General features: G+C 49.4%; 33 protein-coding genes. 10 read left to right on the forward strand and 23 right to left on the reverse strand.

Features of this window, described 5'->3' with window-relative positions; genetic code table 11:
- Positions 1 to 90: 90 nt before the first annotated feature.
- Positions 91 to 909: a bifunctional hydroxymethylpyrimidine kinase/phosphomethylpyrimidine kinase gene (thiD, locus tag JOE45_RS08870; RefSeq protein ID WP_210020542.1), complete on the reverse strand. Its 819-nt coding sequence runs from the start codon at positions 907 to 909 to the stop codon at positions 91 to 93.
- Positions 910 to 1,131: 222 nt separating this feature from the next.
- On the opposite strand from thiD, the gene JOE45_RS08875 reads away from it, so the two are divergent.
- Both JOE45_RS08875 and thiO read left to right on the forward strand, forming a co-directional pair.
- Entirely contained in the window at positions 1,132 to 1,776 is a 645-nt protein-coding gene (locus tag JOE45_RS08875) for a thiamine phosphate synthase (RefSeq protein ID WP_210023356.1), read from the forward strand.
- On the forward strand, positions 1,773 to 2,930 hold the full coding sequence (thiO, locus tag JOE45_RS08880; protein WP_210020541.1) for a glycine oxidase ThiO: 1,158 nt from the start codon (positions 1,773 to 1,775) through the stop codon (positions 2,928 to 2,930). The genes JOE45_RS08875 and thiO overlap by 4 nt, the downstream gene beginning before the upstream one ends.
- On the opposite strand, the gene JOE45_RS08885 is transcribed toward thiO, so the two are convergent.
- A complete protein-coding gene (locus JOE45_RS08885) occupies positions 2,925 to 3,590 on the reverse strand; it encodes a tetratricopeptide repeat protein (protein ID WP_210020540.1) in 666 nt (221 codons plus the stop codon). The genes thiO and JOE45_RS08885 overlap by 6 nt on opposite strands.
- Before the next feature lie 294 nt (positions 3,591 to 3,884).
- On the opposite strand from JOE45_RS08885, the gene JOE45_RS08890 reads away from it, so the two are divergent.
- Complete coding sequence (locus tag JOE45_RS08890; RefSeq protein WP_210020539.1) at positions 3,885 to 4,130, forward strand: hypothetical protein; 246 nt, start codon at positions 3,885 to 3,887, stop codon at positions 4,128 to 4,130.
- 79 nt (positions 4,131 to 4,209) lie between these two features.
- Here JOE45_RS08890 and JOE45_RS08895 read toward each other — a convergent pair whose 3' ends face one another.
- Positions 4,210 to 4,578, reverse strand: a complete 369-nt coding sequence (locus tag JOE45_RS08895; protein ID WP_210020538.1) for a hypothetical protein — start codon at positions 4,576 to 4,578, stop codon at positions 4,210 to 4,212.
- A gap of 204 nt (positions 4,579 to 4,782) precedes the next feature.
- On the opposite strand from JOE45_RS08895, the gene JOE45_RS08900 reads away from it, so the two are divergent.
- Positions 4,783 to 5,409: an FMN-dependent NADH-azoreductase gene (locus JOE45_RS08900; RefSeq protein WP_210020537.1), complete on the forward strand. Its 627-nt coding sequence runs from the start codon at positions 4,783 to 4,785 to the stop codon at positions 5,407 to 5,409.
- Between the two features lie 212 nt (positions 5,410 to 5,621).
- Here JOE45_RS08900 and JOE45_RS08905 read toward each other — a convergent pair whose 3' ends face one another.
- Positions 5,622 to 5,939, reverse strand: coding sequence for a hypothetical protein (locus JOE45_RS08905; RefSeq protein WP_210020536.1), 318 nt, complete (start codon positions 5,937 to 5,939; stop codon positions 5,622 to 5,624).
- A gap of 223 nt (positions 5,940 to 6,162) precedes the next feature.
- On the opposite strand from JOE45_RS08905, the gene JOE45_RS08910 reads away from it, so the two are divergent.
- Positions 6,163 to 6,594, forward strand: coding sequence for a MarR family winged helix-turn-helix transcriptional regulator (locus JOE45_RS08910; RefSeq protein ID WP_210020535.1), 432 nt, complete (start codon positions 6,163 to 6,165; stop codon positions 6,592 to 6,594).
- 19 nt (positions 6,595 to 6,613) lie between these two features.
- On the opposite strand, the gene JOE45_RS08915 is transcribed toward JOE45_RS08910, so the two are convergent.
- Positions 6,614 to 7,090 (reverse strand): DUF2062 domain-containing protein, encoded by a 477-nt coding sequence (locus JOE45_RS08915; RefSeq protein WP_210020534.1) that lies wholly within the window; start codon positions 7,088 to 7,090, stop codon positions 6,614 to 6,616.
- A gap of 209 nt (positions 7,091 to 7,299) precedes the next feature.
- Between JOE45_RS08915 and JOE45_RS08920 the strand changes: the two genes are divergently transcribed.
- A complete protein-coding gene (locus JOE45_RS08920) occupies positions 7,300 to 7,482 on the forward strand; it encodes a hypothetical protein (RefSeq protein ID WP_210020533.1) in 183 nt (60 codons plus the stop codon).
- Positions 7,483 to 7,611: 129 nt separating this feature from the next.
- On the opposite strand, the gene JOE45_RS08925 is transcribed toward JOE45_RS08920, so the two are convergent.
- Positions 7,612 to 8,859, reverse strand: a complete 1,248-nt coding sequence (locus tag JOE45_RS08925; RefSeq protein WP_210020532.1) for an MFS transporter — start codon at positions 8,857 to 8,859, stop codon at positions 7,612 to 7,614.
- A 139-nt stretch (positions 8,860 to 8,998) separates the two neighbouring features.
- Between JOE45_RS08925 and JOE45_RS23495 the strand changes: the two genes are divergently transcribed.
- Positions 8,999 to 9,127, forward strand: coding sequence for a DUF6254 family protein (locus tag JOE45_RS23495; protein WP_245246824.1), 129 nt, complete (start codon positions 8,999 to 9,001; stop codon positions 9,125 to 9,127).
- A 50-nt stretch (positions 9,128 to 9,177) separates the two neighbouring features.
- Here the strand turns inward: JOE45_RS23495 and JOE45_RS08930 are convergent, their stop codons facing one another.
- Together JOE45_RS08930 and JOE45_RS08935 are read right to left on the reverse strand one after the other, a co-directional pair.
- A complete protein-coding gene (locus JOE45_RS08930; RefSeq protein ID WP_210020531.1) occupies positions 9,178 to 10,467 on the reverse strand; it encodes a sensor domain-containing diguanylate cyclase in 1,290 nt (429 codons plus the stop codon).
- A gap of 220 nt (positions 10,468 to 10,687) precedes the next feature.
- On the reverse strand, positions 10,688 to 10,966 hold the full coding sequence (locus tag JOE45_RS08935; protein WP_210020530.1) for an alpha/beta-type small acid-soluble spore protein: 279 nt from the start codon (positions 10,964 to 10,966) through the stop codon (positions 10,688 to 10,690).
- A gap of 104 nt (positions 10,967 to 11,070) precedes the next feature.
- Between JOE45_RS08935 and JOE45_RS08940 the strand changes: the two genes are divergently transcribed.
- Entirely contained in the window at positions 11,071 to 12,069 is a 999-nt protein-coding gene (locus JOE45_RS08940; RefSeq protein ID WP_348632511.1) for an SPL family radical SAM protein, read from the forward strand.
- Here the strand turns inward: JOE45_RS08940 and JOE45_RS08945 are convergent.
- From JOE45_RS08945 to JOE45_RS09015, 15 genes are all read right to left on the reverse strand, one after another.
- Positions 12,066 to 12,530, reverse strand: a complete 465-nt coding sequence (locus JOE45_RS08945) for a hypothetical protein (RefSeq protein ID WP_210020529.1) — start codon at positions 12,528 to 12,530, stop codon at positions 12,066 to 12,068. The two genes, JOE45_RS08940 and JOE45_RS08945, sit on opposite strands and share 4 nt — an antisense overlap.
- Positions 12,531 to 12,672: 142 nt before the next feature.
- Positions 12,673 to 13,527, reverse strand: a complete 855-nt coding sequence (locus JOE45_RS08950) for an ATP-binding cassette domain-containing protein (protein ID WP_210020528.1) — start codon at positions 13,525 to 13,527, stop codon at positions 12,673 to 12,675.
- A gap of 18 nt (positions 13,528 to 13,545) precedes the next feature.
- Complete coding sequence (locus JOE45_RS08955) at positions 13,546 to 14,385, reverse strand: hypothetical protein (protein ID WP_210020527.1); 840 nt, start codon at positions 14,383 to 14,385, stop codon at positions 13,546 to 13,548.
- A complete protein-coding gene (locus JOE45_RS08960) occupies positions 14,363 to 14,962 on the reverse strand; it encodes an RNA polymerase sigma factor (RefSeq protein ID WP_210020526.1) in 600 nt (199 codons plus the stop codon). Before JOE45_RS08960 ends, JOE45_RS08955 begins: the two co-directional genes overlap by 23 nt.
- A 34-nt stretch (positions 14,963 to 14,996) precedes the next feature.
- Positions 14,997 to 15,695, reverse strand: coding sequence for a hypothetical protein (locus JOE45_RS08965; protein WP_210020525.1), 699 nt, complete (start codon positions 15,693 to 15,695; stop codon positions 14,997 to 14,999).
- A complete protein-coding gene (locus JOE45_RS08970) occupies positions 15,692 to 17,848 on the reverse strand; it encodes an ABC transporter permease (RefSeq protein ID WP_210020524.1) in 2,157 nt (718 codons plus the stop codon). The genes JOE45_RS08965 and JOE45_RS08970 overlap by 4 nt, the downstream gene beginning before the upstream one ends.
- Positions 17,841 to 18,713, reverse strand: a complete 873-nt coding sequence (locus tag JOE45_RS08975) for an ABC transporter ATP-binding protein (protein WP_210020523.1) — start codon at positions 18,711 to 18,713, stop codon at positions 17,841 to 17,843. Before JOE45_RS08975 ends, JOE45_RS08970 begins: the two co-directional genes overlap by 8 nt.
- Before the next feature lie 178 nt (positions 18,714 to 18,891).
- Positions 18,892 to 19,455, reverse strand: coding sequence for a hypothetical protein (locus tag JOE45_RS08980; RefSeq protein WP_210020522.1), 564 nt, complete (start codon positions 19,453 to 19,455; stop codon positions 18,892 to 18,894).
- Positions 19,389 to 20,111, reverse strand: coding sequence for an MORN repeat-containing protein (locus tag JOE45_RS08985; protein WP_210020521.1), 723 nt, complete (start codon positions 20,109 to 20,111; stop codon positions 19,389 to 19,391). The genes JOE45_RS08980 and JOE45_RS08985 overlap by 67 nt, the downstream gene beginning before the upstream one ends.
- A 123-nt stretch (positions 20,112 to 20,234) precedes the next feature.
- A complete protein-coding gene (locus JOE45_RS08990; protein ID WP_210020520.1) occupies positions 20,235 to 21,305 on the reverse strand; it encodes a sensor histidine kinase in 1,071 nt (356 codons plus the stop codon).
- 5 nt (positions 21,306 to 21,310) lie between these two features.
- Entirely contained in the window at positions 21,311 to 21,997 is a 687-nt protein-coding gene (locus JOE45_RS08995; RefSeq protein ID WP_210020519.1) for a response regulator transcription factor, read from the reverse strand.
- A gap of 65 nt (positions 21,998 to 22,062) precedes the next feature.
- Complete coding sequence (locus JOE45_RS09000) at positions 22,063 to 22,449, reverse strand: (2Fe-2S) ferredoxin domain-containing protein (RefSeq protein WP_210020518.1); 387 nt, start codon at positions 22,447 to 22,449, stop codon at positions 22,063 to 22,065.
- A 118-nt stretch (positions 22,450 to 22,567) separates the two neighbouring features.
- Positions 22,568 to 23,800, reverse strand: coding sequence for a GTP-binding protein (locus JOE45_RS09005; protein WP_210020517.1), 1,233 nt, complete (start codon positions 23,798 to 23,800; stop codon positions 22,568 to 22,570).
- Positions 23,801 to 24,184: 384 nt separating this feature from the next.
- Entirely contained in the window at positions 24,185 to 24,385 is a 201-nt protein-coding gene (locus tag JOE45_RS09010; protein ID WP_210020516.1) for a copper ion binding protein, read from the reverse strand.
- An 18-nt stretch (positions 24,386 to 24,403) separates the two neighbouring features.
- Positions 24,404 to 24,736: a metal-sensitive transcriptional regulator gene (locus JOE45_RS09015; protein ID WP_210020515.1), complete on the reverse strand. Its 333-nt coding sequence runs from the start codon at positions 24,734 to 24,736 to the stop codon at positions 24,404 to 24,406.
- Positions 24,737 to 24,990: 254 nt separating this feature from the next.
- On the opposite strand from JOE45_RS09015, the gene JOE45_RS09020 reads away from it, so the two are divergent.
- Both JOE45_RS09020 and JOE45_RS09025 read left to right on the forward strand, forming a co-directional pair.
- A complete protein-coding gene (locus tag JOE45_RS09020) occupies positions 24,991 to 26,001 on the forward strand; it encodes an aldose 1-epimerase (RefSeq protein ID WP_210020514.1) in 1,011 nt (336 codons plus the stop codon).
- Positions 26,002 to 26,154: 153 nt separating this feature from the next.
- Positions 26,155 to 26,877, forward strand: coding sequence for a polysaccharide deacetylase family protein (locus tag JOE45_RS09025; protein ID WP_245247255.1), 723 nt, complete (start codon positions 26,155 to 26,157; stop codon positions 26,875 to 26,877).
- Positions 26,878 to 26,899: the final 22 nt, after the last annotated feature.

Consider the following 26,899-nt stretch of genomic DNA (forward strand, 5'->3'; position numbering starts at 1 on the left):
TCCATTTTGACCATATTACGATCGCAGGGAATGAAATAAACAACAGGACAATCAGAAGGACTGCCTGCATTAAATATTCATAGCTCATGGTTATGCTTTCTCCTTAGCGGGCAGCCCTTCACGCGTGTATGCCCAATGATTCGTCGGCCCGTGTCCCCCGCCGATGCCCAGCTCATGACGGATCGCCAACGTGATGAAGCGCTTGGCCGTATGTGCGGCTTCCAGCAGCGGCTTACCCTTTGCAAGCTCGGCGCATATCGCTGCGGAGAAGGTACAGCCTGTCCCGTGCGTATGGCGTGTCTCATAGCGCTCTGCCGTCAGCAGGTGAAAGATTTCACCGTCGTACAGCACATCGGTAGGCTCGCCGCTGCGGTGTCCGCCCTTCACGATAGCGGCCGAGGCGCCGAGCTCTTTCACAATGCGTGTCGCCGCCAGCTTCATATCATCCAGCGATGACAAAGTCATGCCTGTGATAACCTCAGCTTCCGGTATATTTGGCGTCACGACTGCAGCCAGCGGCAGCAGCTTCTCGCGAAGCGCATCCTGAGCACTGTCCGCAAGGAGGCTGGCGCCACCTTTGGCGACCATCACAGGGTCAACCACAAGCCTTTTGAGCCCTGCTTTACGAATACATCCGGCTACAAGCTCAATGACCTCAGGCTGCGAAAGCATGCCTGTTTTGGCAGCGTCGGCCCCAATATCCGCAAAGATCGCCTCAATCTGCTTCTCGATCCCTTCGAGAGGTATATCGTAGATTCCGTGCACACCCAATGTATTTTGTGCCGTGACGGCCGTTATCGCAGACATTCCGAACACATCCAGCATTTGAAATGTTTTGAGATCAGCTTGAATCCCCGCACCTCCGCCGCTATCCGAACCGGCGATGGTTAGCGCTTTATATGTGACCATTCGTTCAATCTCCTTATTCAATAAGATACACTATGGACAAAAAATTCCTTCATTTTAAGTTTAGTCTTCCGTTTGTTTACCGTCAAGAAGCCGAATGCATGCGCTTGATTCCGTTTGGTGATGATTTTATGACAACTGAAATAAACGTTTTGACGCCGCTGAAGCGAACGCGTTATGATAAAGGTAAAGAATCACACATGTAGAGAGGGTCCGATCCTTTTGATGATCAAGAGAATGCATGCGCTGCACGTTATCACCACAGGACGACAGGAGCTCGAAGAGGTCGCCGCGATATTGATTCAGTGCCCCGTGACGCTCATCGATGTGCTGCACATTCGGGAGAAGCAGCGCAGTGCACAGGAGCTTGTACAGTGGCATGCGCGGCTGAAGCCGCTGCTAACGCAAACCGCGGTAATTCTGAACGACCGCATGGATGCGGCGCTGGCGGCGTCTGCTGAAGGAGTACAGCTTACAGCAGCCAGTCTGAATGCTGCGCAGGCGAGGGCTATCGCCCCGCAAGGCATGCGAATTGGCTGTTCGGTGCATTCCGCGGATGAAGCGACTGAGGCGTCCCTTCAAGGGGCCAATTATGTCATCTTCGGCCATGTATACCCGACAAGCTCAAAGCCCGGACTAGCCCCTCGCGGCATCGCCGCCCTCAGACAGACGGTGGATGCTGCAAACGTACCCGTCATCGCCATAGGAGGCATCGAGCCGAATAGCGTGGACGAGGTGCTGTCCACCGGGGCCGCAGGCGTTGCCATCCTGTCTTCCGTGCTTCTGCATTCTGATCCTGTCGGTCAAGTGTACGCTTACCGCGAAGCGCTCGATCGGACTAAGCATAAACCAAGGAGAGATTTCACATGAGCACGGCATCAAACCAAACCGGAGGCAGCAGAACAGCTCCCACCGCAATTATCATCGGGGGAGGCGTGATCGGCTGCTCAGCGGCCTATGAGCTGGCTAAAGCCGGTTTTGCCTGTACCCTGCTCGATAAAGGGGCTTTAAATCAAGAGGCTTCCACAGCAGCTGCAGGTATGCTTGGCGCCCAAGTAGAAACGCATGGGCCTGGGCCGTTCTACGAGCTTTGCCGCCAAAGCCAGCAGTTATACAAGGCTTGGATCGATGAGCTGGAGTTTCATAGCGCCGTTACCGCACAATACATCGGGGAAGGTATCCTTCGGGCAGCCTTAACGGAAGAGGACGAGTTCGAACTCCGCAGCCGTCTGCCCTGGATTCAAAACGCAGAGTGGTTGACGGGAAACGACATGCTAAAGCGAGAGCCCGAGTTGTCCCCTGCCGTGCGCGGAGGATTACATTTTTATGCCGATCATCAGGTCCATCCCGTTTGGCTCGCCAAAGCACTCGGCGCTGCGATCGTTAAGCAAGGCTGCCGTATTCGCGAATGGACACCTGTATTCAGACTGCTGACGGAATCCGGTACCGGACGTATATGTGGCGTTCAAACATCGGAAGGCGCCCTGCATGCCGATATCGTTGTCTTGGCTTCCGGAGCATGGAGTCCGGCATTGACCGAACCGCTTGGCATTAAGCTCCCCATGTTTCCGGTTAAGGGGCAGTGCATATCGGTCAAAACCGCAGCTCCGCTCATTCGCTCGACCGTCTTTACTCATGGCTGCTATATCGTTCCGAAGATGGACGGAAGCTATATCATCGGTGCGACACAAGTAGAAGCCGGCTTCGATAAGCATGTCGCCGTGAGTGCCATTGCCGAGCTTCATAATAAAGCGGCCTCGCTTCTTCCTCGTATTAATGAAGCAGAATTTATTGGAACCTGGGTGGGACTTCGTCCCGGAACACGTGACGGGCTTCCGTTTCTCGGCGAATCCAATGAGCTTCCCGGATTGATTTTCGCCACAGGTCATTACAGAAACGGCATTCTGCTTGCTCCGGTCACCGGCAAAATTGTCGCCCAAATCGCAACCGGAGAGCCCACGCTGGTAGATCTCAAGGCTTATTCACCTATGCGCGCAGGTGCTGCAGCAACCGCTTCGTTATGATTTTAGACGGGCAAGCAGTGCCCACCGTCGTTCATGACGCCGCTTGTATTTCGGAAGCCCCCTGTACAGTTCCACGGCCTCACGGAACGAGCGGCGGGCTTCTTCTTCTCTGCCCAGCTTGCGGTACAGCTGACCAAGCAGATAGTAGGCTTCGCAAGAAGAAGAATTCACCTCACGGAACCGCTCCAAATACCGTATCGCTTTTTCCGCATCCCTATCCGCAAGGGACTCCCCCAAAATGAGATAAGGGTCGCCGTATTTTACCCTGGGATTCAGCTCTACCGCCTGCAGGATCAAGCGTTCTCCTTCGGTTGCTGCACCGAGCTTCAGTTTGCAAATCCCCCTCTCGCTCAGCACATCTGCGGAATCCTCCATAACCTCGCCTACCTGCTCCAGCAGCTCAAGCGCCGCAGCGTACTTTTTTTGTTCCATATAGATTCTGGCAATATCCAGCTTGGTCGACGTATGATGCGGGCTTAGACGGAGCTCGTCTTTAAGCTTCGACAAGCGGCGCGATCGCTTCAGAGGTTTAAGTACGCTTGGAGTCAGCCCGACAAAGCGACGATCCAGCGCATACAAAATGATGATCAGAACAATAAGAGCCACGAACGGATTGCCGATTACCCACCACAATAAAGAAAAAATCAGTAATTTTCCCATGCTTTATCACTTCCTGCCCTCGTTTATTCTTAGCCGATTGTATCACATTTTGTTAAAAAGGGAACGTTCCGAGAACCTAAGCCCGGATTTGTCCGCCTCATACTTATCCAACTGCAAGAAGGGCAATTTTGCGGTATAATCATGACATGTAATATGGGATGAAAAGAACATGAACTTCATGCCACAATAGTCCGGCTTACATGTGAACGTTCTCTGAACGTGCAGGAATTTGAAGGGCAGCTCTCGAATGGGTTGATCATATAAGGTAAGCCAATCAGGAGGTTCAAAGGACAAATGAACGAAGCACAGGCTGCCAAATGGCGGAAGACAAGGCAAATGGGAAAAGGTAAATATGTAATGTATTACGGAGTAGTCGTATGGGGACTGCTGCTGACGCTTTTCTTTACGGCCATCGAATGGCTCTCCCAACCCTCGCTCTCTGCCTCATGGTTTACTATCCGTTTGGTGGTATTCAGCATCGTCGGCTTTTTTATCGCCAATTTTCGCTGGGATACGTTCGAGCGTAAGTTTAACCGTTAACCAAAGAAGCAGATGCAAGGAGCCTCTCTCAGGCTTCAGACATCTGCTTTTTACATGGCGCTATAGTTGCAATTCGCATTCAAGCCTCGATCTTTTGCCGCTTGGCTTCATCTAATTTAGCCGCGATTTGGTCTCTCACACCGCCGAAGCTGAGCACCTGCTCCTTGAATGATTCCCTCGGACCCCACAACGTTTCACCCGCTTCATCGGAAAAAAGCTCCTTCGAGACGTCCACATACGCAGCGTGCAGATCGTTATCGTACCAATCAATATCAAGAGAGGCATCCTTTTGCAGCACCATGACCATATCATAATCGTTATCCTCAGATTCAGCGAACAGAGCCACCAATCGCTTATCTTCTCCCTCCAAGATCACTTCAACATCAGCGCACAGCTCGTCGCTTCGTTCGAGTACCCTCTTGCATTCCGCATACTTGACTTTCACCATGGGACTTCAACCCTTCCTCCTTATGATTGGCTTCCGCACAATATCAAGATTAGCTTCCCTCTCTAACGCTATGCATATTCAAGAACTCATACTAAACTTTATTTAAATTATTCACTTGACTTTAGTAAGTGACATGAATTATTATACTTACATAAAGTAAGTTATTATATATTTATTTTTTTACAATCCAAGGAGGCTTTCTTCATGTCCAACGTATTATTCGTCAAAGCAAACGACCGTCCTGCCGATCAAGCGATCAGCGTCAAGCTGTACGATACTTTTTTGGAGAGCTATAAACAGTCTCATCCAGAAGACCAAATCACTGAGCTGGACTTGTTCACGGCTAATCTTCCATACTACGATTCCACTGCTATGACCGGTATGTTCAAGCTTGCCAAAGGCATGGAGCTGACTTCCGTAGAACAGAATGCAGCGGATGTTGTCAATGGTTATCTTGATCAATTCCTTGCAGCTGATAAAGTGGTTATTGCTTTTCCTTTGTGGAACTTCACTGTTCCTGCACAGCTGATCACATACCTTACTTACCTTTGCCAAGCAGGCAAAACATTCAGCTATACCGCTCAAGGTCCTGTAGGACTAGCCGGAGCCAAAAAAGTAGTTTTGCTTAACGCTCGCGGCGGCGTGTACTCGGAAGGTCCAATGGCTCAATTGGAAATGTCGCTTAACTACGTTAAAAACATCATGGGCTTCTTCGGAGTCACCGATATTGAGACAACCATCATCGAGGGTCACAATCAGTTCCCTGATCGTGCACAGTCCATCGTGGAAGAAGGTCTGAACAAAGCTACCAAGCAGGCTGCCTCGTTCTAATACAAGCAAGAGCAAGACTCCCGGTCCGGTTCGCCGTCCCGCGGAGTCTTTTTCGTTTGGGCAAATCTGCAAAAAATAACCCGCAATCGCTCGGATTGCAGGCCGTCAAGGGATATATATATTAAAAAGGGGGTCGATATTTATTATAGACCGGGAACATTAATATCCTATAAAGGACAGATTACAGTTATATTACATTCCGCTCGTAAATGTTACCGGTTTGTGGACGCGGGCTCTCCCCCTGTTTTCCTTCTCATTATAAATTGAGCGAAAAACAGCAAAACTTCGTTGTTTACAAAAGAAATAATTAATCCAAACAGTCCGAACATGCGTGAAAAATGATGCTCCGGCCCTGCAAACACCGATGCCCACCACCAGCAAGCAGCCACCGTAATGATCACATTGATTGCCGTCCCTGCCAAGAATGACAGGAGAAGCTTTTTCGTTTTTATCATAGAGCCCATTCCGACAAGTCCTGTCATGATGCACCCGGCCCCTAGAATGAACCAATAGATGGAATCATATGTCAAGGCGATTCACACTCCCAAAAATTTGCATGGTATGCCACACTTCATCCACAAGGTTACCACGAAACCGTAGGCCATACAACTAAACCTATCCTATTGTCTTAAAACTGTCATTTGTTAGAGTGCATTCATTGCGTTCTCTTACACATATCCCAATGTAGCCTTCGGGAATGATGCTATTCATGGTACAATGGTTCTAGTAGATCGGTAAATAAAGGGGGACCACATGACAAGCCGTCAAGACTTATATGAGTTAGAAGAAACGTTCAGACAATTATTTCGAAGAATAAAAGCAAGCTGGAGCCGCTTTGAAGAACAAGGGGTTTCGGCTTCACAAGCAGTAATTCTGGAAAAATTGGATAGCGAAGGGCCACTTAAGGTGTCCCAGATTGCCGAAGCGCTGTGGATTACTTCCGGAGCCGTTACGACATTATCCGATAAGCTGATTGCGGGAGGCTTTGCGGAAAGAATGCGTTCGGAGGAAGACCGCCGGGTCGTAATGATGGAGATTACAGACAAAGGCAAGGAAGTAATCTCTGCTTTGAAAGTGTACAGAAAGAAAGTCGTCGAAGCTTACTTTGGAGAATTACCTGAAGAGGATGTCCAACATTTAAACCGTATTTTTAATCATATATTGAACAGGGAAGAAACGTTATAAACCAACAATAAGCACTTAATTATGAGCGCAGCTTATACAACAGGGGCGAACGATATTTCTTCAGGATGACAAGAAAAACATAGTAGCCAAGCATACTGAATACAATGCTATTCATGATCGCGCCCACTGTAAAATCAATCCCCATCTGTGCCCAGCTTTGAACACTCTCTGCGGTATCCACGTATTCTACTTCATTTAATTCTATATCTACGGGGGCACTTCTGCTAAATAGCAAAGAAACGAATCCGCCGATTTTGTAATTCAGATAGAACAATGCCGGCCAGAGAAAAGAACCGATGGCTGCGGCTAGGAGAGAAGCCGATACACTAGCTTTAAACAATCGCGCAAGGCCAGCAGATAGAAGTGCCCCGATACCGAAGGTCGGAAACCAACACGGTAAAAAACCAACCGCTAGTCCAAGGGCAACATGATGTGCGGCCGCCTTCACCCGAATCATCCGAATGAGGGCCAATCTCCATTTTCTCGTCCATTTCATCGTTCCATCTCCCGGTTCTCTGATAAAAATAAATAGGAGCCAATCAGGGCTCCTATTTGTTTTGGAATCTATGGTGCTCTTTACCATTATAGACACGTACCTGATTCGTGACAAGGATAAGCCAGCTTAAATTCCGCTCCTTTCTGAACATTTTTCAATTGAACGGTTCATACAATGATAGCAACCGGAGCGGAAAGGAGCGTGTCTGCATGCAGCATACGATTCAGCTTCTGATGTGGCTGGCTTTGCTGGGATCGATCCTCATTGTGTTCGCAGCGCTTTTGCTTGAATTCGTTCTACACGATTCTGTGGAATATGATATGGAATTTTTGTGGAATCATCGATACACGCTGGAAGACTTGCATTTGAAACAAGAAGATAAGGAACCATGATAGATTACGGCCTATACAGGTCGTTTTTTGTTTTCCTTCTTCCCAAAATCATTGAAGGCTTACACCAGGAATAGAAATTTATTCAATAATTCAAACACATGATTGAAACCTAATATATATTTTGGCCTCCTAAACCGACGGATCGCCCTTCCCTTCGCCCACACGGGAGGCTTGAAGCACAAGGATAAGCATCAGCACATAAAACAGCACCAACACCCACAAGGCCTGCTGTATTGATAAACGTTCCATGAGCCCGCCGGTGAGCAGAGGAACGAGTGCACCGCCGACGCCGCCGGCGGCAATCAGCATGCTTGTAATTCGTTCCTCTCTCCCTTGAAAAAACTCATTGGCATATACAAGCGCAACAGCAAACATTCCGGACATCACCAGTCCCAGAAGCATAATTAACGTGAAGCTGGCGGCTGCTCCGTCCGACATGGTGAATCCCGCCAAAATCATGGCGCCTCCTGATGAGCTGAGCAGTAAATACCGCGATTTACCCAGCCTCTCCGCCAGCTGCGCTGCAAATAACCTACCGACCGTTATCGCGGCCCAGAAGCAGGTTACTCCAAGCGCTCCGATCTCCGGCGTGACCCCTACATTCGCGATAAGGATGGATGGCAAGAAGTTCGCGACGCTCATTTCCGTCCCTACATAAAGCGCAAAAACAAGCAAAAACAAGGTAAGCAATCTCCAGGAGGTTCTGCTCATCCGGACCCGGCTTCTCGCTTCGGCAGATCGTTCCCGCACCCCGGATTGTCGGCTCATTAACCCCTCCATCTTGCCCAGCGGCAGCAGCCACCAAAGGACGAAAACAACCGTGGAAAGGACACTCAGACATAAGAAAGCCCCCCGCCACCATCCGATTGCCATGAGCATGGAGGAAAGCAAGGGCATCAGCAGCGCGCCCAGGCCGAAGAAGACCTCCAATCTTGTCATCGAGGATGTTTTTTGACTACCCTCCATATGCTGAATAACTAAAGCCCCGATAATGGTCTCCACCATCCCGAATCCAAAACCTGCCAAAGGCGCGATGGCTAACATCAGACCCCATACCGGCAGAGAGAAAAAGACAAGCTGCGCCGCGCTCAAGCAGAACAGACACAACAGCAGCGCTCCCCGTTTCCCAAGCTTTTGGGCACACCAAGGGCCTGAAAGCACGCCGATTAAGAACCCGGCGAACTGCAGGGATATGAGGAGTCCGCCATCACCGTAATCCTTGCCGTAATATGCCAAAATTTCAGGGAGAAGGGATCCCATAATGACATGTGCCAATCCAATCAATAAATAAGATAAACAACCGGTCCAAAAAAATGTCCTCATCCATTCCACCCGTTCATAAGCTTCTTTGATTTTGCGATTGCCCGTAGCCTCCACTGTATAGCAAACATCCCTAGGTTGCAACGAATTCCATTCCGTGCGTCCGTTTTCATTCGAGCATAAAAAACCTTCAACTCTGCCATGCTATAGAGGCAGGACCACTTTATTTAACGTGAAGCAAAGGAGCTGACAAGGGATGAGCCATTCGAAAAGACGCGAGGAAAACCAATGGAAAATCCGTAAGCAGAATCAGCAGCCGAACGGTAAAATCAAGTCTCTTGCTCAATATTCGGCTGAATACGACTCGGATCAACCGAAGGAGTAAAAGCCGAAGACCCCACCAAGGCGCTGCCTGTGGGGTCGCTTAACGTGATTTTATCCTGCAGACACGCAATTGCGTCCGTTATTTTTGGAAGCGTATAACGCTTGATCCGCTCGTACCAGCAAAGCTTCCGGCGTATCTCCTTCACTTACACGAGAAATCCCAAAGCTGGCTGTGACCCGATAGGAATCAAGCGCTTGCCGTTCCACTTCTCTTCGCAGCTTCTCTGCCACAAGGAACGCTTCATCCATTCCTTTACCGGGGACAATCACTGCGAATTCTTCGCCCCCATATCTTGCGAGCACCATATAATCCGGCAGTATTCTTTGCATGACACCCGATATGTGCTTCAGAAGTTTATCCCCTTCCGCATGTCCATAAGTGTCGTTAAATCGTTTGAAGCGATCAATATCCATCAGAATCAAGCTGAACGCCTCTCCCTCCATCTGTGCCCGTTCCAAAGCCAAATCAAGCGATTCATCAAAATATCGGCGATTGCCGACTCCGGTTAAACCGTCCATATACACCTGACTTCGGCTATGTTCAAATTGATGCTTCAGCATCAGCCGCATATGTTCGATATGATCGAACAGCTTGCTAAGCTCGTCATCTTGCTTCAGAGATGGAACAGACACATCAAATTGTTGCCGGGCATACCCTTCTACAGTGCAGCTTAATTCATTGATCGGCCGAATGATCCGCCGCAGCTTATGAACCACATCGGCCACCGCCAAACCGATCACAACCGCGCATATCACAATGGAAACATACAGCGTTTGAGTAATTCTGGACATATAAGCGTTGGACAGATCCGATTTCTTGGTATGAATCATACGGGAAATTTCCATAGACCTGTTACGGAAGTCTTCGACGACCGGCTTGCCTCCTAACAGCTCCTCGGTTGTCATTTGTTCACCTTTTCCAAAGGCCTCCAACTGCAGTAATCCGTATTTCTCCTTCCATTGAAGACCGGTTTCAAATAATTCTCGAAAAGGCTCGATCAAATAGGGATATTGGGTGATGTCGTGATACATTTGCCCTATCGTTTCGAGGTATTCGTCAGAGGATTCCTCATAGGTCTGTATGAAAGTCGAGTCCCCCGTTAAGCTGTACCCGCGCTGAGCGGTTTCTTGATCGATCAATGATTTCTGCAATATGAGAACATTTCTAGAGATCTGCTCCAATTGTGAGATTTCGTTATATAATCGGTCTTGATAACCGTTTATCAAATAAATCATAAACAGAAAAAATAGACCTAAAACCAGCATCATACGAGTCAGACTTTGAATGATATCTGAACCGAAACGATGCTTCGGAAGGAGTCTGCGCCATACTTTGAACATGGATAACTCCTTCCTGTCTTAGGACCATAGTATAGTCTAATGATATGTCTTCATTCCTTCTTTTTCAATCCATTTTATTAATTAGAAGGATATACATTAGAGGAATACATCTTCCTATCAGCTTTCGACCGAATTTCTTTCGTCCTTCGCTGTTAATCGAAATACCCGAACAAACAGCCTTACAACGCCCTGCGACCGAAATCGTGACCAAAGGCTCATGCTATCGTTTGGTCAGCTGCTCCTGCGCCATTCGGATCATTTCACGCACCATTCGACCACCGATCTGTCCACCGACTTTCCCTGCTTGCTCCGTCGGTAAGCTCCCGTTACCACCGGGTTGTAAGGGTACACCTAAGGAACGAGCTACTTCATACTTCACCAGATCCGGTCGTTCACGGTTCACCGCATAGCCTGCGCGCTGCATCACCTCAGCTTTCAGAATATCCAATCCATGTCCCGCTCCCGGTACGACAGGTCTCCTGCTGCGTCTTTTTGCCATTGCCTGGACTCCTTTTTCTTAGATAGTTTGACAGAACATATGTTCCGTAATACAATAAAACAGGAACGCACATTCCCATATTAGATGAAAGGTTGGATGATGAAGTGGCTGTGCCAACGACTTTTGAACCGATTCAAGCCAAACAAGTACTGAATCCGGTAAAAGCCCCATCCATGCCGTTTGACTGGTCTGTCAATCCTTACCGCGGATGCCAGCACGGCTGCAGCTTTTGCTATGCACGCTCCACTCATACGTTTCTGGGAATGGACGCGGATGATACGTTTCAGCACCATATTTTATATAAGGATAATGCCCGTGAAGCTCTCGAAGATCAGATCGCGCGCATGCTTCGCTCAAAGAACGGGCGGGAGAAGCTGGGCAAAATTGCTTTCGGCACGGCCACGGATCCTTATCAACCGATTGAAAGTAGGCTGCTCCTTACCCGCCAATGCTTGGAGGTGATGGCATCTTATCGGCTTCCGGTCAGCATTACAACCCGTTCTCCCCTGATCCTGCGTGATCTGGATCTGCTCCGGAAGATGCCCGGCAGCTCCGTTAACATAAGCTTGAATACGTTAGATAAACAAGTGTGGCGTCATTTCGAGCCAATGACCCCCTCCCCGCTCCGTAGATTAGAAGCGGTGCAACGCTTAACCGAAGAAGGAGTGGATGCCGGCATCTTTATGGCACCGATCCTTCCCTACTTAACAGATAGCCAGGACTCACTGGAACGGGTCGTTCAGCATGCATCCAAAGCGGGCGCTCAATTCATCATGGGATCCGTACTGCGTCTGAACACGAATGCGGTGAAGTCGTGGTTTTTCCGCACGGTGCGCGAACATTATCCCCATCTGCTGGGACCCTTCGCCGCATTATACAGCCATTCCGCTTATGCTCCCAAGCGTTACAGGGAAGAAACGCTTGAACGGCTTCACACGCTGCTGCAGCAGTATCGCATAACCCCATACCAGCCATTCTCGCAAGAGGCTACGAGCGCCCCTCCTGCCCTTGACACGAATCCGTCCGATCCCGTCCAATTATCGTTTATATTCGAAGGAGAACAGTGCGGCACGCAAACCCTAGACCCTTCCCTGAGACGCTAACTGTTTCTCCTCGCTCTTTTGAACAGGCGGTAAACGAGAAACAGAATCGCTCCCCAAAACAACAATCCGATGATCGAAAATCCGCTGAATGGCATGCCGCCAAAAAAGCCGAACGGATTAAAAATACTGCCGAGAAGCGCGCCCATGGCCAACCCGCCGAACAATCCTCCAAACATTCCGCGAGCGGGAGCCGTTGCGGCTCCTCCAGGAGGAACTGTGGTTCCGGGGTTGTTTCTTACATTACCTGCGGGCGTCCTTGGCGCTGTTCCTGTTCCCGGGGCTACGCCTCCGGTTCTTCCGCCGGTGAAGGAGCCTCTGCCTGATCTGTACCTGCTGGCTACATAGCTACCGGAGTCGCTGCTCTGCCATTGTTCTTCATAGGGTACGACATTGTCCGCCTGGACGGATAAGCTCGTGAAGAGCAGCAGCACGATCGTTACCACACAAATAAGCTTTTTCATGATACCTCCCTCGGAATATACAGACATCTAAGGTAAGTATTCATCCGTATGGCAGTTGCTATACCACGGCTCTGTGAGAAGACGGCAACGTCCGCAAGCCAGCTCATGATGAATGAGCTGGCTTGCGGCCAACGTCGGTTAGTTACTTCTTGTCCAATGCATACCGGCGAATAAAATAAGCATCCTCCAGCGTAGGAAAAACGTGTTCCCCCATGCCGTTATCAGGGGCCTCCCCGATCCAGCGGATTTCTGTTCGTTCTCTTTGGAACTTACACTGCAGCATCCGAGAGTAATCGAGCTTTGGTACCTGTTCGGAAGGCACGCTTCCGCACCATATGTCATACGGCAGCTCGCTCAGCCATAGAGCCGGTGAACCGGCAAATCGTACCCGCCCTTCGTCCAACCAAACAATGGTGCTGGCTTGATACTGCCACTCGTTGATTTCATGTGTAGCAACAACGACCACTCGGTGCCGAGCATATTCCCCCATGAGATGAATAAAATGCTTTTGTTCCATGCTGTCCAAATACGTTAATGGCTCGTCCAAAAATAAAAAGGCGGGGGATCCAAGACACGCCTGTGCGATACCTAAACGCTGCTGCTGCCCTTGGGATAGCTGGCTTATAGCCCGGTCGGCCTGCTTTTGCAGCCGCGCCGAGGCCAGCCAGCGATCCGTTTCCTCCTTGTCGACAATACCTTTCAATGACGAGAGATAATTAAGCAGCTTTCTTGGTGTCAAGTCTTCATACAGCTCAAGTCCGCTCGGTAGAAATCCGATATTCCGGCGAATCAGCGGAAGCGATTCTTGAGGACGGTGTCCGGCATACTCGATATATCCCGAAACAGGATCTACAGCCGTAGCCAAGAGCCTCAGGAGTGTGGATTTTCCTGCTCCGTTGCGGCCGACAACGATTGTAATCCCGGGTGTAAGATCCAATTGTGCAATCTGCAGTTCAAACTGTTCCGCTGTCACGACAACTTGGCGAATTCGAATCATCTGATCATTCCCATCCCGTCAACCGGTGTATTTGGCTGAGCCGTTCCCCCAACCCGCAAGAAATGCACGGAAAAATAACAGCAGTCCCGCAAGCAGAACAACAGCTTGAAGCCAGTACATAAGCTCAAGCCTCTCGTACAGGAACCTTCCAAGTATGCCGCCGGTAATCTGCAGGAGAGCCCACGAAGCTCCGGCCGCGGCAAACCCATAACGTATGCCCCAATGATATGCGATGTACGCAAGTATTCCTCCGACGAATAACACACCGCTCATCCATCCGAGCAGGAATGTACCTATAGAAAAATCATAATGGATCCACACCAAGGAACAGGTGCTGAGCAAGCCGAACAGAACAATCATTGCTGTAATCAGTAAAAGTCGGATGAGCAGCAAAAGCGCCGGCGGGAAGGGAGTAACGCTTTCCACCATCCTCATCTCCGCATTCCACGATTTATAGGAGTAAACAGCGGCACATAGCAGAAATAACGGTAAAATCAGGGAATATACATCTCGAAATCCCCATAAAAGTGTACCTGGTGTCGGGCTTACCAATGTCATCATAATGATAATCGCCGCACTGATCACCCAGAATGCTTTTCCGAAGAGCTGCAGCTGAATCCAGCACTGCCTGAGAAAAGACGGACGCTCAAGCGGAAGCGGCTGGACCATCTCTAGAGCAGGCTCAATCTGCTGCAGTGCAGCAAATTCCGATTGCAGGCTTTGGATCAAATTGCGAGTTTCCGCTTGCTTGGGAGCACGTGTCAAATAGGTGGACATGGTACGGCGCAGCTCGTCCTCCAGCGCCTCCAATTCTCTTTCATCCACAGATTGCAGCTCATGATCTTTTGAATTGTGCATGGACCGTTTCCCCCTTGCTTCTTTCGGCTTCTCCAGCCGGTTTATCGTCATACCGCCGTTTCAGCTTTTTGAGCGCTTGATACAGATGTGACTTCACTCCCGATAGCGTGAGATCGACTACATCCGCAATCTCCTGCAGCTTCAGCTCTTGAAAGAAACGAAGAATAATAATATCTCTCTGAATATCGGGAAGCTCATTTAACGTTTGAAGCAGCTCCTTGCGCGTTTCCTGTCTTTCGTAAATGTCCACCACCGAGGCTTGAATATCCGCTTTGTCCGGAATTTCCTTGGAGAGCTGGACGTTCGCCCGATAGGATGAACTGCGCCAATAGTCGCGGCAAAGGTTATGGGCAACCTTGTACAGCCACGGACGAACGCGGTCGGGTATTGGCCCTTGTCGAAGCTGCCGTATCAACCGGATAAACGTCTCCTGGACGAAATCCTCCGCTTTTTGCGGGTTATGCAGCTTCCGGTCCAAATATCCGAGAAGCGGACCGTGATAGCGGTTCACGAACGCTTCAAATGCTACTTGATCCCCCCGAGACATGAGTCGAACCAAATCCTCGTCGGATACCATCGTTCTCCTCCTCCCATTTCATTTGTAACTATGCTTATTCCTGCTCCACCGTCGCGATCCATCGATCCCTTCGCTCCGACAGCCTCATGGCTGCCAATAAAAGAAGCAGCGCCGCCGCCAGATGAAGCATTCGATTGAAGGTGAAAGAGACGCCTTGCAGATGACCGGTAAATAATACGGCACCTTGGAACAGGGACCCGTTAGACAGCATCTCCGCCATCCAAAGGCCGAAGCCCGCGGCCATACCGGCATAGAGCTTTTTTACCCCGATCATCCAAAGCACGACAAAAGCGGACACCGATAATAAGACCGGAAAAGATTGCGCAGCCAGCTCAAACCAATGGATTTGCCCCTGCCTTGCGGTGTCGGTCCAATAGCTCCAAACCGTCCCTTGAATCGTACCGAATTTCCATACATAAGCCTGGAACACGCAAAAGTGAAGTACAACCATTGTTGCGATCGACAGCAGATATTTACGCAAGACCGTTAACGATATAGATACTGGATAAGTTGCGTACATTTCCATAGAGCTGCCTCCCAGCTCCCGTTGAAAGAACAGAACGCAAATCATCGGAACGAGAGGGAGAAACACGGTCTCATTGTAAGCCGCAACGCTCCGCGGCATATCTGTGTCCGCCCAAACAATGGAGGCCAGCAGCATGATCCAATAGGCGGCAGGCATAACAGCCAGCAAAGAGCGTAAGCCTGAAATATCCTGTATAAGCTTGCTCATTCAGGCCCTCCTCCGTTCCATACACGAAGCCAATCCGCTTCTTTAATGATCGGGTAACGGTGCTCATACTGACCTTCAATCGTTAATCCATCTCTATAAAAAGCGTTCAGAACCCTTTTGACATGCTCCGCGTGTCCCTCATTAAGCTCCCGCTCGACCATCCTGCCTATAGAATCTTTCTTGTTCGGACTGCCTACCGTGAAGCGCGGCGAAAGAGTGGAGTGTTGGTTGTCTTGCTTGTTTTCATGGTAATATAGTTCATAAAAGGCGCGGCGAATTTCCGAAACGACGGAAAACTGAGGGTCGGATGGATCCGTGGAAAAGCCCAGCCCCATGGCTTGATCGGAAAATAAAGCGGCATGCACTGCATTGGCCAGCTGAAAGCCATCCAGATTATGGTGTTTGGATTCTCCGATGATCAAGCTGCTGCCCATTAGTTCTTTTATATTATCGTTTCGTGTGGAAACCTGCCGTATAGGAAAATAAAAAATTTGACTCAGGCCAGGAATTGGATGCTCGATCCAAGAGTCGTAATCATTCATGATTTCAGCGTATTTGGTCAGGAACACTTCGGCTTCACGCCGGTTGGAGGGCGCCGTAATTAACACGGTTTCCGTACCGGGAACGCGTATTTCCGTGAGATGTCCACCAAACAAGGTGACGCCTCGAGCTGTTTCCTGAAAGCTCATCTTTCCGGTTAAGCCGGATGGAATGCTTTGTATCGTGCCATACACCTTACCCGCAAACCCGTTCAGCTCCAAATGAAATTCAGACTCTTCCTCCACTCCCAATTGATCGCTTAGCTCAAACACGTTTCGAGCCACCTCCCGGTAGCCTTCCCTCATATCTCCTGGAACCGGGTACCAAGCGGCTTGCTCGGCTAAGTAAACGCTGCTGCCTTCCACGAAGGATACGACCGTTTCTCTCCTTGTTTTCGATTGACGCCAATCAAACAGAATGCCGTTATAACGGAAGGTAATCGTATGCCCTTTTCTTTGGTCGATTTGATCCGGCTGCAGAGCATCGATATGAACTTGGCCGCCCTTACGGGTCCAGTTCACTTCTTGACCATCCCATAAGACGGATTGCAATGTAAATCCGGGGTTCAGCGCAAATTCGATTCGATCCTTGTTCGGAATCCCGTCTTGCTGGAGGCGAAGCTCGGCGGTAACCGAAAGCAGGTCGTCTTCATTCCGGTCGACTTGAATCGCATAACGTTCCACCTTCACTCGGTCGTGTTGTTCCTTGTCCGTCGTTTCGCCAGGATATTGTACCGCTAGCTTTTCCTTCACGCTCCACTCCTTATAACGGTCAGCCCAAAGCTGTCCATAAGGCCAGAGGAAACCTATACAAAGCAGGAATGTCAGTCCGCTCATCACAGCCCATCGGTTCTGCGTCCGGCTCGGCCTCTTCCTTTTCAACAGCCATGTGATCACAACAAGCAGCAGGAGTGTAAACGAGAGCACAAACAGGCGGGACCATGCCGTTTCTGATCTAGAAATGTACGGTCCCCAAACCGGGTTTTCCCATATCGACTCTAATAGAAATTGATTCAGGTGGAACGTTTTGAGAAAGTATAAGTCAAGACGGGAAATGATAAACACATCCAGAAAAAACGTTCCAAACATCCAGGCGCAGAACCCGATCATATAGCTGATTCGATTAGGTATCCATACGGCGAGCGCCATGGCCAACGCCAGTGTGACAGCGTAAGAGCACGTATACTGCATAGCGAAAAACGACATCTCCATCCATACCGAAGCCGGCTCCATGCCAATTCGCAGTGCAAAGATCATGTAAACGACGCTCATGCAGACGGTAAAAAGGCTCAAATACATAAGGCCAACCACGTATTTCGCAAAAACGAGGGCCGTACTAGATAAAGGCAAACTTCCCGTCCATTCATAGGCGGAGCGCTTCAAATCCCGACGTACCATAAGCATCCCAAGCAGCATGGCGAGTCCTAGACTTAACGTATGCTGCAGCTTGTGAAAATCATAGGCATACACATAAATATCTTGAGATACGTCCGGCCGCGGCTCGGCCAGGACGATGACGAACCATAGCCCGTAAAGCAGCGGCAGCGGCCAAAGGAGACGGTTGCCAAATACCAGCTTCCCTTCAAGCCTGACCTGCATCAGCCATCTATACATCAGATTCACCGCCAATCAATGCCAGGTATCCGTCCTCCAGCGTTGGAACAGCAGCCTTCGCGTTCTCAACCGGTTTCCTTGAAGATAAAATCCGGCATTGGACATGTCCTGAACCCATCCGAATCGAGCTGATGATTCGGGTCGCGTCCAGCTGTGCATATTCCGACTCCGTCATCTCACAATCCCATACCTTCCCTTCGGCCGATGCCATCAGCTCGTCGAGCGAGCCGGACATCATCACGTTACCGCGGTTCAAGACGGCAAGCCGGCGGCAGCTGTTTTGAATGTCGGCCACGATATGGGTAGAGAGAATCACGATCCGGTCTCGGCTAAAACGCGACATCAGGTTCCGGAAGCGTACCCTCTCCTCGGGATCTAGCCCTGCGGTAGGCTCGTCAATGACAAGCACTTGCGGGTTCCCCATCAAGGCTTGAGCAATACCGAGCCGCTGCTTCATCCCGCCGGAGAAGGTTTTCACCTTCCTGTTGATTTTGTCCGACAAGTTTACCTCTCCCAGCAAACGCTCGATCTCCGCCGAACGCTCACGAGAATCGTTCATCCCTTTCATGACGCCTACGTAGTCCAGAAACTCGCCGGCTGTGAGCTGGGGATAGATTTGGAACGCTTGTGGCAGATACCCAATTCGCCTTCGGATTTCTTCTGGACGGCTGAGAGGGATTCCTCCGATTGTCACTTCTCCTGAAGATGGCTTCTGCAGAGTGGTGAGAATGCGCATCAGGGTCGTTTTGCCCGCCCCGTTAGGCCCGAGCAGCCCAAACATGCCGCTGTCAATGGTCAAATTAACGTCATGCAGCGCCCATTCTCCCTTTTTGTATTGTTGATTTAGCTTTCGAATTTGTATCATTATGTTCATCCTTTGGTTGGTCATCTGATTTATGCCGGCACATCTATTTATGAAGACGTAAGCCTCGATCAAAAAGTCGGCTTGTGCCAAGGGAATTTTTCGGGAATTTTTTTGGGCCTCTTCTCAAGTCAAAAAGCCTTTCAGATCCGATGATCCAAAAGACTTTTCCTCATCCCCATTAGTAATTAGACTTGATCACTTGGTAAGCGACGATTGTATAAGTGTTCGAATCCAGCGCATACAATACCTCTACGTCACTTCCCGCGATGGTGATCTTAAGCTGTCCATTCACGGAATCCTGCACCTGAGTCACCTTTAAGTCATCTCCGATCATAGCGATAGACACATATCCGATTGGTATAGGTTCATAGCCTCCGTCCACTTTTCTATTCTGTACCGTAAACATTCGCTCGGCCATTACGGGATGGTATACTTCCTGCAGCCTACTCACAACAAGCTGCTTATCGCGCTCACTTAACCATACTCCTTCAGGATACACCCCAGCCGTTTGCAGCGTCCATCTTTCGATCTGCGTGAACTTCTCCCAAATCTGTTTATCCGATCCTTTCAAATCCTCTCCACTTACGCCAACGCCTGGACGGATCAGCTGAAAGCCTTCAAGCAATTGCCTGGAGCTTTCACGCAACGCAGAAGCACCTGCAGCCTCTTCCGCAGTCAAATCCGTCCCGCCGTTCTCCACAACATAGCCGTATATCCATCCGTTATGCTCCTTAAGCAGCACAGCTGAGCCTGCCTCTTGCCATTCCTTCTTCGTATGAGCAGAGGATCTTTCCGTTCGGGACGGGATGGAGACGCATAATAAATGGAAAATTCACCAGGACCATCCATAATCTCAAGCGGCTTTCCAATCCAATTGTCCGGAAGCTGCACTTCAAAGCCATAAACCTTGCTTTCATAACGCCGCAAATCGTCAGATCGGGTAACCATATTGTAATCTACGCTATCCGACACGGATACACGCTTCATTGACATGCCGCTTCCCGTCTCCAGTTGTCCGTCCTTCCACAATCCCTCTGCGATCACCTCACCAAACAAAGATGTCAGCTTGCCTTTCCCTTCTGCCTGACCTCCTGAGAATGACCCGGAATACATGGCTCCATTCGGATAAATCACGGTCTTCCTCTTAGAGTCTGTTTTCGCTTCAAATTCCGGTATCCATTTGATCCCGCTCCCAATATAGGAAAATCCTTCACCAGTTGTTTCTCCATATGCGAAGATACCCGAATATTCAAGCGTTCCATCCGCTCTGAACGACTTGCCCCATCCATGGATACGATCATGGTCAAAAATGCCGCTGTACTGCAGATTTCCGTCTTTATCGAACAGCTTCCCTGTGCCATGGGCCAGCCCGTTTGCAAAATCCCCCTCATAAATCAACCGTCCGGCGACAGTGTTTCTTGGCCACGGCTATAGGTTGTATTTCACTATCCAGCTTATAAAATCGCAAGGCGTTCGCACCGGACACATCTTCCTCTTTCTCGCGCTAAGCCCAAGAACGATCTATTTGGGAAAACACAATTGAAAGCGGCTCCCTTTATCTCCGCTCTCCGCCCATACTTCGCCGCTATGCGCTTCCACAATTGTACGAACGATGGCCAGCCCGATTCCGCTGCCTCCCGTCTCTCGCCCGCGCGATTTATCAGCCCGGTAAAATCGCTCAAATATATAGGGGAGGTCGTCCGGGGAAATTCCGATGCCGTTATCCGCCACAAGAATTTCTATGTAATTAGCGTTTTCACGCAATTCTACCTTCACCCTGCCCGAAGACGGAGTAAATTTTAAAGCGTTGGATAACAGGTTTACAAATACCTGCTTCATACGATGCGCATCTGCCTTCATTCGAACACCGGCCGCCAGATCGGCCGCCAAATGCACTTTTTTCTCATGATAAGCAGCTTGCATGACTTGAATGGATTCATTCAGCACTTCATCAATCCATACATCAGTGAAGGCCATTCCGAATTCCGGAGTTCCCAACTCATTGAGCTCCTGCAGGTCGTTCACCAAGCCTGCCAGCCGATCAATTTCTTCATAGCAAGATTCCAGACGCTCCGGCGTAGGCTCCCATATCCCGTCTTTTAGTGCAATCATGTGACTCTTTAGCGTAGTCAACGGTGTGCGCAGCTCATGAGCGATATTATCAGTCATGGAGACGCGGAGATTTTCCTGCTGCTGCAGTCTTTCTGCCAGATGATTGATGGCTTGACTCAACTGTCCAAGCTCATCCCTACTTTGACCCGCAATTCTGGCGGTAAATCGTCCTCGCGTCATCGCTTCGGCGGCATATTTCATTTCAATTAGCGGCGCCGATATTCTTCTTGCCACATACGTGCTGACCACCATCGCAAGGAGCAGCGCTCCAAGCAAGGTCCACAGGATGGACTCTACGATTGCCATTTCCAAATGAAGGCCCCAATCAGATGTCATCGCTGTATCCCCCGGCAGTTCATTCTGAACCATTTGAAAATGGTAATGGATTCCCGATACCAGCGTAGCGGTAGCGATCAGCAGGATGCATGCGGTCAAAGCAAACAAAATCAACGTCCAACGAACGGATAAACGATTCAGCATCTCCTTCATCCTCCCTGGAAGCGATAGCCTTTACCGAACACGGTAACAAGGAAAAAGGGCTCTCTCGGATCGCGCTCTATTTTTTGCCGCAAGTTTTTGACATGCTGGTCAATGGTTCGCTCATCTCCTTCAAAATCGAAGCCGAGCACCTTCTCCACGAGCTCAGCGCGAGAAAATACACGCTGCGGATGTCTCGCCATCACTACAAGCAGCCTGAACTCATTCGGTGTGAGACTGACTTTCTCCCCGCTCACATAGACCTTTTGCCCAGGGATGTCCAGCACCAATCTGTCCTCTTGGAATGAAATACGGTCCGCAAGCAAAGTGTCACCGCCGGATCGCCGAAGAATGGCACGCACTCTGGCTGTCAACTCGTTCGGATCGAACGGCTTGACCAAATAATCGTCCGCGCCTAACGACAATCCGTTGATTTTGGAAGTTCCCGACGATTTGGCTGTGAGCATTAGGACAGGGATTGGGCTGAATCTGCGCACACGTCGGCACACCTCTTCTCCTGAAATATCGGGGAGCATTAAATCCAATATGATAAAATCAAGATTTCCTTTTTCCGCTAATTCCAGTGCCTCCGACCCCGAGCCAGCTTCTATCGTAAGATATCCCTCTTTACGCAAATAAGAAGCGACAACCTCACGAATTTTGGCCTCATCGTCTACGATCAGAATCGTCTTCATCCAAACCACCTCGTATAAACACACCGGGAAACGGCAGTTTTTGTCATGCGCCCACGCGTGGGAAGTTATTTTACAGAGCGAATTTGATCATTCGGCTTGGACTTTCCCTCCGCTGCATGCGCGGACAGAACGAAGCCTTCACCATCGTAACTATATATCATAAGCTCCTCATTTGCCGGGCCTCCTGATAAATGCCTTTTTATTACCTCTCTGCCCAGCTCAGGAGTGATTTCTTTGTACCATACGCCTTCGGGGTAAACTACAACGACGCACGCATTCTCGCACCGGCCGTTACACCGTGTTCTTGTCGTATGAATCTGAGCATCCGCCCCCTGCGCCGCGATTTCGTCTCTGATCGCTAGGGTCACCTCTTCCCCCCCTTTGCGCATACAGCTTCCTCCATTACAAATCAGCACATGGTGCCGGGTACCTGACAAATTCCAAGTGGTCATCAACATCCCTCCCTTCTTCATTGTACGAAAAAAAACGGAGTCCCGCCAACGTTTGTCTTGTTGGGAGCACTCCTTACATGCTTTTTTACCTTGAACCCCGAAGAAGCGTCACTTTTATTCATAACGGCTGCTGGTCAAATGCGGCTTCCAGCTGCTCTAAGGAAGCATTCGGGAGCTCATCCTTTAGCTTTGTCCAATCGGATTTCATTTCCTCTGGCGTCAGCAGGCAAGCATCGAGCTCAGAGCTGAAGCCCGTTTGATCCATGCCGATACCGATAAAGACCATCCGGTTCAACCGGTCTCCATATTCGGCATCCCAATGCTCTAAAAGCTCCGGTTCATCGGCGAGTACAGCTAGGCGTTCCTCTTCTGGCAGTGAAGCGACCCAATACCCTGCGGGTCCGAATTGGATGGATGGACCTGCCTGGCTTAAGCTTTGTGCAAGCTCGTTGCGGCTCGCAAGCCAAATCGTCCCCTTCGCGCGTACGATCTCTTCGGGCCAATCGGCTAACCACTCTGTCAGCCTCACCGGATGAAACGGCCTGCGACGCTCATAAACGAATGAGGAAATGCCATATTCGTCCGTTTCCGGCGTATGATGCTCCTTCTCCATCTCCTGAATCCATCCCGCCGAGCTGCTGGCCTCATCAAAATCAAATAAACCCGTATTCAAAATGTCATGCGGGTCCACTTGACCATAATCCGTCCGGATCAGCTTGGCACGCGGCTGCAGCTTGCGCAGTACTCGTTCAAGTTCACTCAGCTCTTCGGGATCCACCATGCCGCATTTGTTCAAGATCAGCACATCGCAAAATTCGATTTGACTGATTAACAAGTCGACCACATCACGAGTATCGTCTTCCCCTACCGCCTGATGCCGGTCAAGAAGCGTTTCGCCGGAGGAGAAATCATGCCAAAACCGGTATGCATCGACCACCGTGACCATAGAGTCAAGCCGGCATATTTGCGACAAATCGATCCCATGCTCCTCATCTATGTAGGTGAATGTCTGCGCTACGGGGATGGGTTCACCCACCCCAGTAGATTCAATCAGGATATAATCAAACCGGCCATCCCGTGCGAGTCGCTCCACTTCCTTAAGTAAATCTTCACGCAGCGTACAGCAGATACAGCCATTCGACATTTCCACGAGCTTCTCTTCCGTACGCGAAAGACCGGCCCCGTCTTTAATAAGATCGGCATCCACGTTGACTTCACTCAGGTCATTCACGATGACCGCGACCTTCAACCCTTGGCGATTGTTCAGTACGTGATTCAGCATCGTAGTTTTACCGGCGCCCAAATATCCGCTGAGCACCGTGACCGGGATTTTATTTTCTATTTCAAACATAAATAAGCTCCTTTATTATATGTAATAATTACTATTAGATTACGGCCTATTGTAGCGTATTTATCCCCCGCTGTAAATAGTATTTGTTACGATTAATTAAATCGGGTGAACTCTTAGCATCGGAAATCGGCTTTGGAGAAGAATTGTGGAGCTAGGAATCAGGATTTCTGGAGGACAAATATGGTGGGGGTTGGATGTGGGTGTAATGTCGCTGGATATGGTGTGGGGCTCGAAATGCAGAAGCAGCCGTCAGTTTGACAGGAGAAGCCGATGGCCAGATCGGCTTCATATGGAGGCAGGGTCGATGACCTAAATCAACTTTTTTATGGATTTTCCTTCAGTTCTTATGATTAGAGCCGTATTTTACTGCAATGCTTCCGGTGTTTATACCACATCGTAGCCTTGATCTTCAATGGCTTCCTTGATGGTCTCTAAAGTCAGTTTGCTTTCATCGTAATCCACCGTAACTGACTTGCCGCCCAAGTCCACTTTCCCCTCTGCGCCCAGTTGTTTTAAGGCTTTCTCTATGGAGTTTACGCAATGGTTGCAGGACATTCCTTCTACTTTCAATGTTGTTTGTTGCATGATAACCACTCCTTCGAATTATTTGATTAATTTATTCATGGTGACCAAAATCTCGTCTATCACTTCGCGATCACCAGACTGGATTCGCTCAATGACGCAGCTTTTCATATGATTCTCCAGCAGCAGTTTTCCTACCCCGTTCAACGCCGATTGAATAGCTGCAATCTGATTCAACACATCGTCACAATACGTATCCTTCTCGATCATGCCTTTTACACCGCGGATTTGCCCTTCTATCCGGTTCAAACGGCTGATTAGATTGCTTTTCGTCTTGTCCGAGTGGTGACTCTTGCGTTCCTCCGTATCAGAACAACAAGAGCTTTCTTCCGTTGTTTTATTGATTTGTTCCATAACGCACCTCCTCATACCAACAGCATACAGTACCCCCGTGGGGTATGTCAATATGACAGATTCACGTTTCCTTTCTCAGATGAGATTTGAGGGTCACGGGAAAGCTGAAGACCGGCTTCCTGCAGCACACGCAGCGTCAGCTCTTTGATCGAAGCCAGCACCTGCCGCCGCATGTTTATTATGTTTATATTCCAATTTTGTAATCTATTATATAATGAAGCTGGCAAGTCATCTCTTACACACAGGAGGAGAATATGGAACGCGACGTACAAGCATTCGAAGGAACATATCAAGGAGAGAAAGCCGTATGGCTCAAGGCGGGCCGGTACGAGGCTGCCGTTCTGCCTAACATCGGCGCCAATCTGATTGCCTTCCGCGATACGGAGAAACAGTACCGCTTTTTGCACGAGCCGACAGAGGACGAAATGGATTCCTTCAAAATTAATCCCATTATTCATGGCATACCCGTGCTGTTTCCCCCCAACCGTTACGAAGACGGGAAATTTCACTGGAACAAGGCAACGTACGAATTCCCGGTGAACGAACCGACGACAGGAAATCATCTTCATGGATTTATACATAATATTCCTTGGCAAGTCGAACGATTCTCGGCAGACGATGCGGAAAGCCATGTGACTCTCACGCTTACGGTCAACGAGGATCATCCGGTTCACCGCTATCTCCCCCACTCCTTCACCATCACCATTCGCTACACGCTCAGCGAGCTGGGCTTGCTCCAGCACGTCACGGTACGCAACGACGGAGATGACCGGATGCCCTGCCTGCTTGCATTCCACACCGCCATTAACGCTCCATTCTCTCCGGACAGTACTGCGACGGATTATCGCTTCAAGACGACCATCGGTCAGCGTTGGGAGCTAAACGAGCGGATGCTGCCTACAGGACAATATCAGCCGCTAACTCCTGAGGAGCTACGGATGAAAGAAGAAGGTTTGTCACCGTTTTTCGAACCCATGGATAACCACTACACGGCTGCACCGCAGAACGGTCGCAACCGGATGGAGCTGACGGACACGAATCACGGGATCACCTTGATCTATGATGTCGGAACAGCCTATAAGCAGTGGATGATTTGGAATAACAACGCCACAGAAGGATTTTTCTGCCCCGAGCCCCAAATTAATCTGGTGAATGCGCCCAACGTGGAGCAGCCTTTAGATCCGGAGCACATCGGCTTACTCGGTCTGGAGCCAGGAGATATTTGGGAAGAAACAAGCCGTATTTACATCAAAACAGCAAAGTAATCATAAGCTAAAATCACAGGGAGTCGGTCGCACCGACTCCTTGCCCTATTTTCAAAAGGAATATAAAGGTAAATTAGAATGCAGACAAACATGGCATGATAATCCTGTTAATGTTATGGAGGGGATACCATGCGAAAATTTAGTACTTCCATGATGGTTATCACTTGCTTAATGTCCACGTTATGGAGTCATGCGGAGGCGCAGCCACCGTCCAAAGGACGTGAATACTATGAAGCACGCGGAGATATTGTGTGGGAGGTGCCAACCGACGAAAAGATTATTGCTTTGACTTTTGATGACGGCCCCGACCCTTCGGATACCCCGGAGATCTTGGACCTTTTGAACCAATATGGAGCTAAGGCAACCTTCTTTGTCATTGGTAAACGTGTTGAAAAATACCCTGATTTAGTCAAAAGAGAAGTGGGAGAAGGCCATGAAATTGCGAATCACACCTATAGTCACCCCTACTTTAAAAAGAGGATTCCAGGGGAAAAGGTCCAGGATGAAATTTTAAAGGCTGAACAAATCATCCTCGATACTACCGGTCTTAAACCCAGCCTTTTTCGCCCTCCCGGCGGTTATTATGGCGAGAATTTGGTCAATGCCTCGAAAAAGTCGGGTTATTTGGTCGTGATGTGGTCTTGGCATCAAGATACGGAGGATTGGAACCGTCCCGGTGTCACCAAAATCGTGAACAAAGTACTCACTAACGCCCGGAACGGGGACATTATCTTATTTCATGATTATGTTGAAGGAAAGAGCCAGACCGTAGAAGCCTTGAAACAAATACTCCCTCAGCTAAAAGAGAGAGGGTATCGATTCGTCACGGTATCCGAGCTGCTTGATTTTCGAAAATCAACAACCGTAGAAAACTAACCAACACAAAAAACCTTATTCC

The organism is Paenibacillus sp. PvR098, assembly GCF_017833255.1.
GTDB lineage: Bacteria > Bacillota > Bacilli > Paenibacillales > NBRC-103111 > Paenibacillus_G.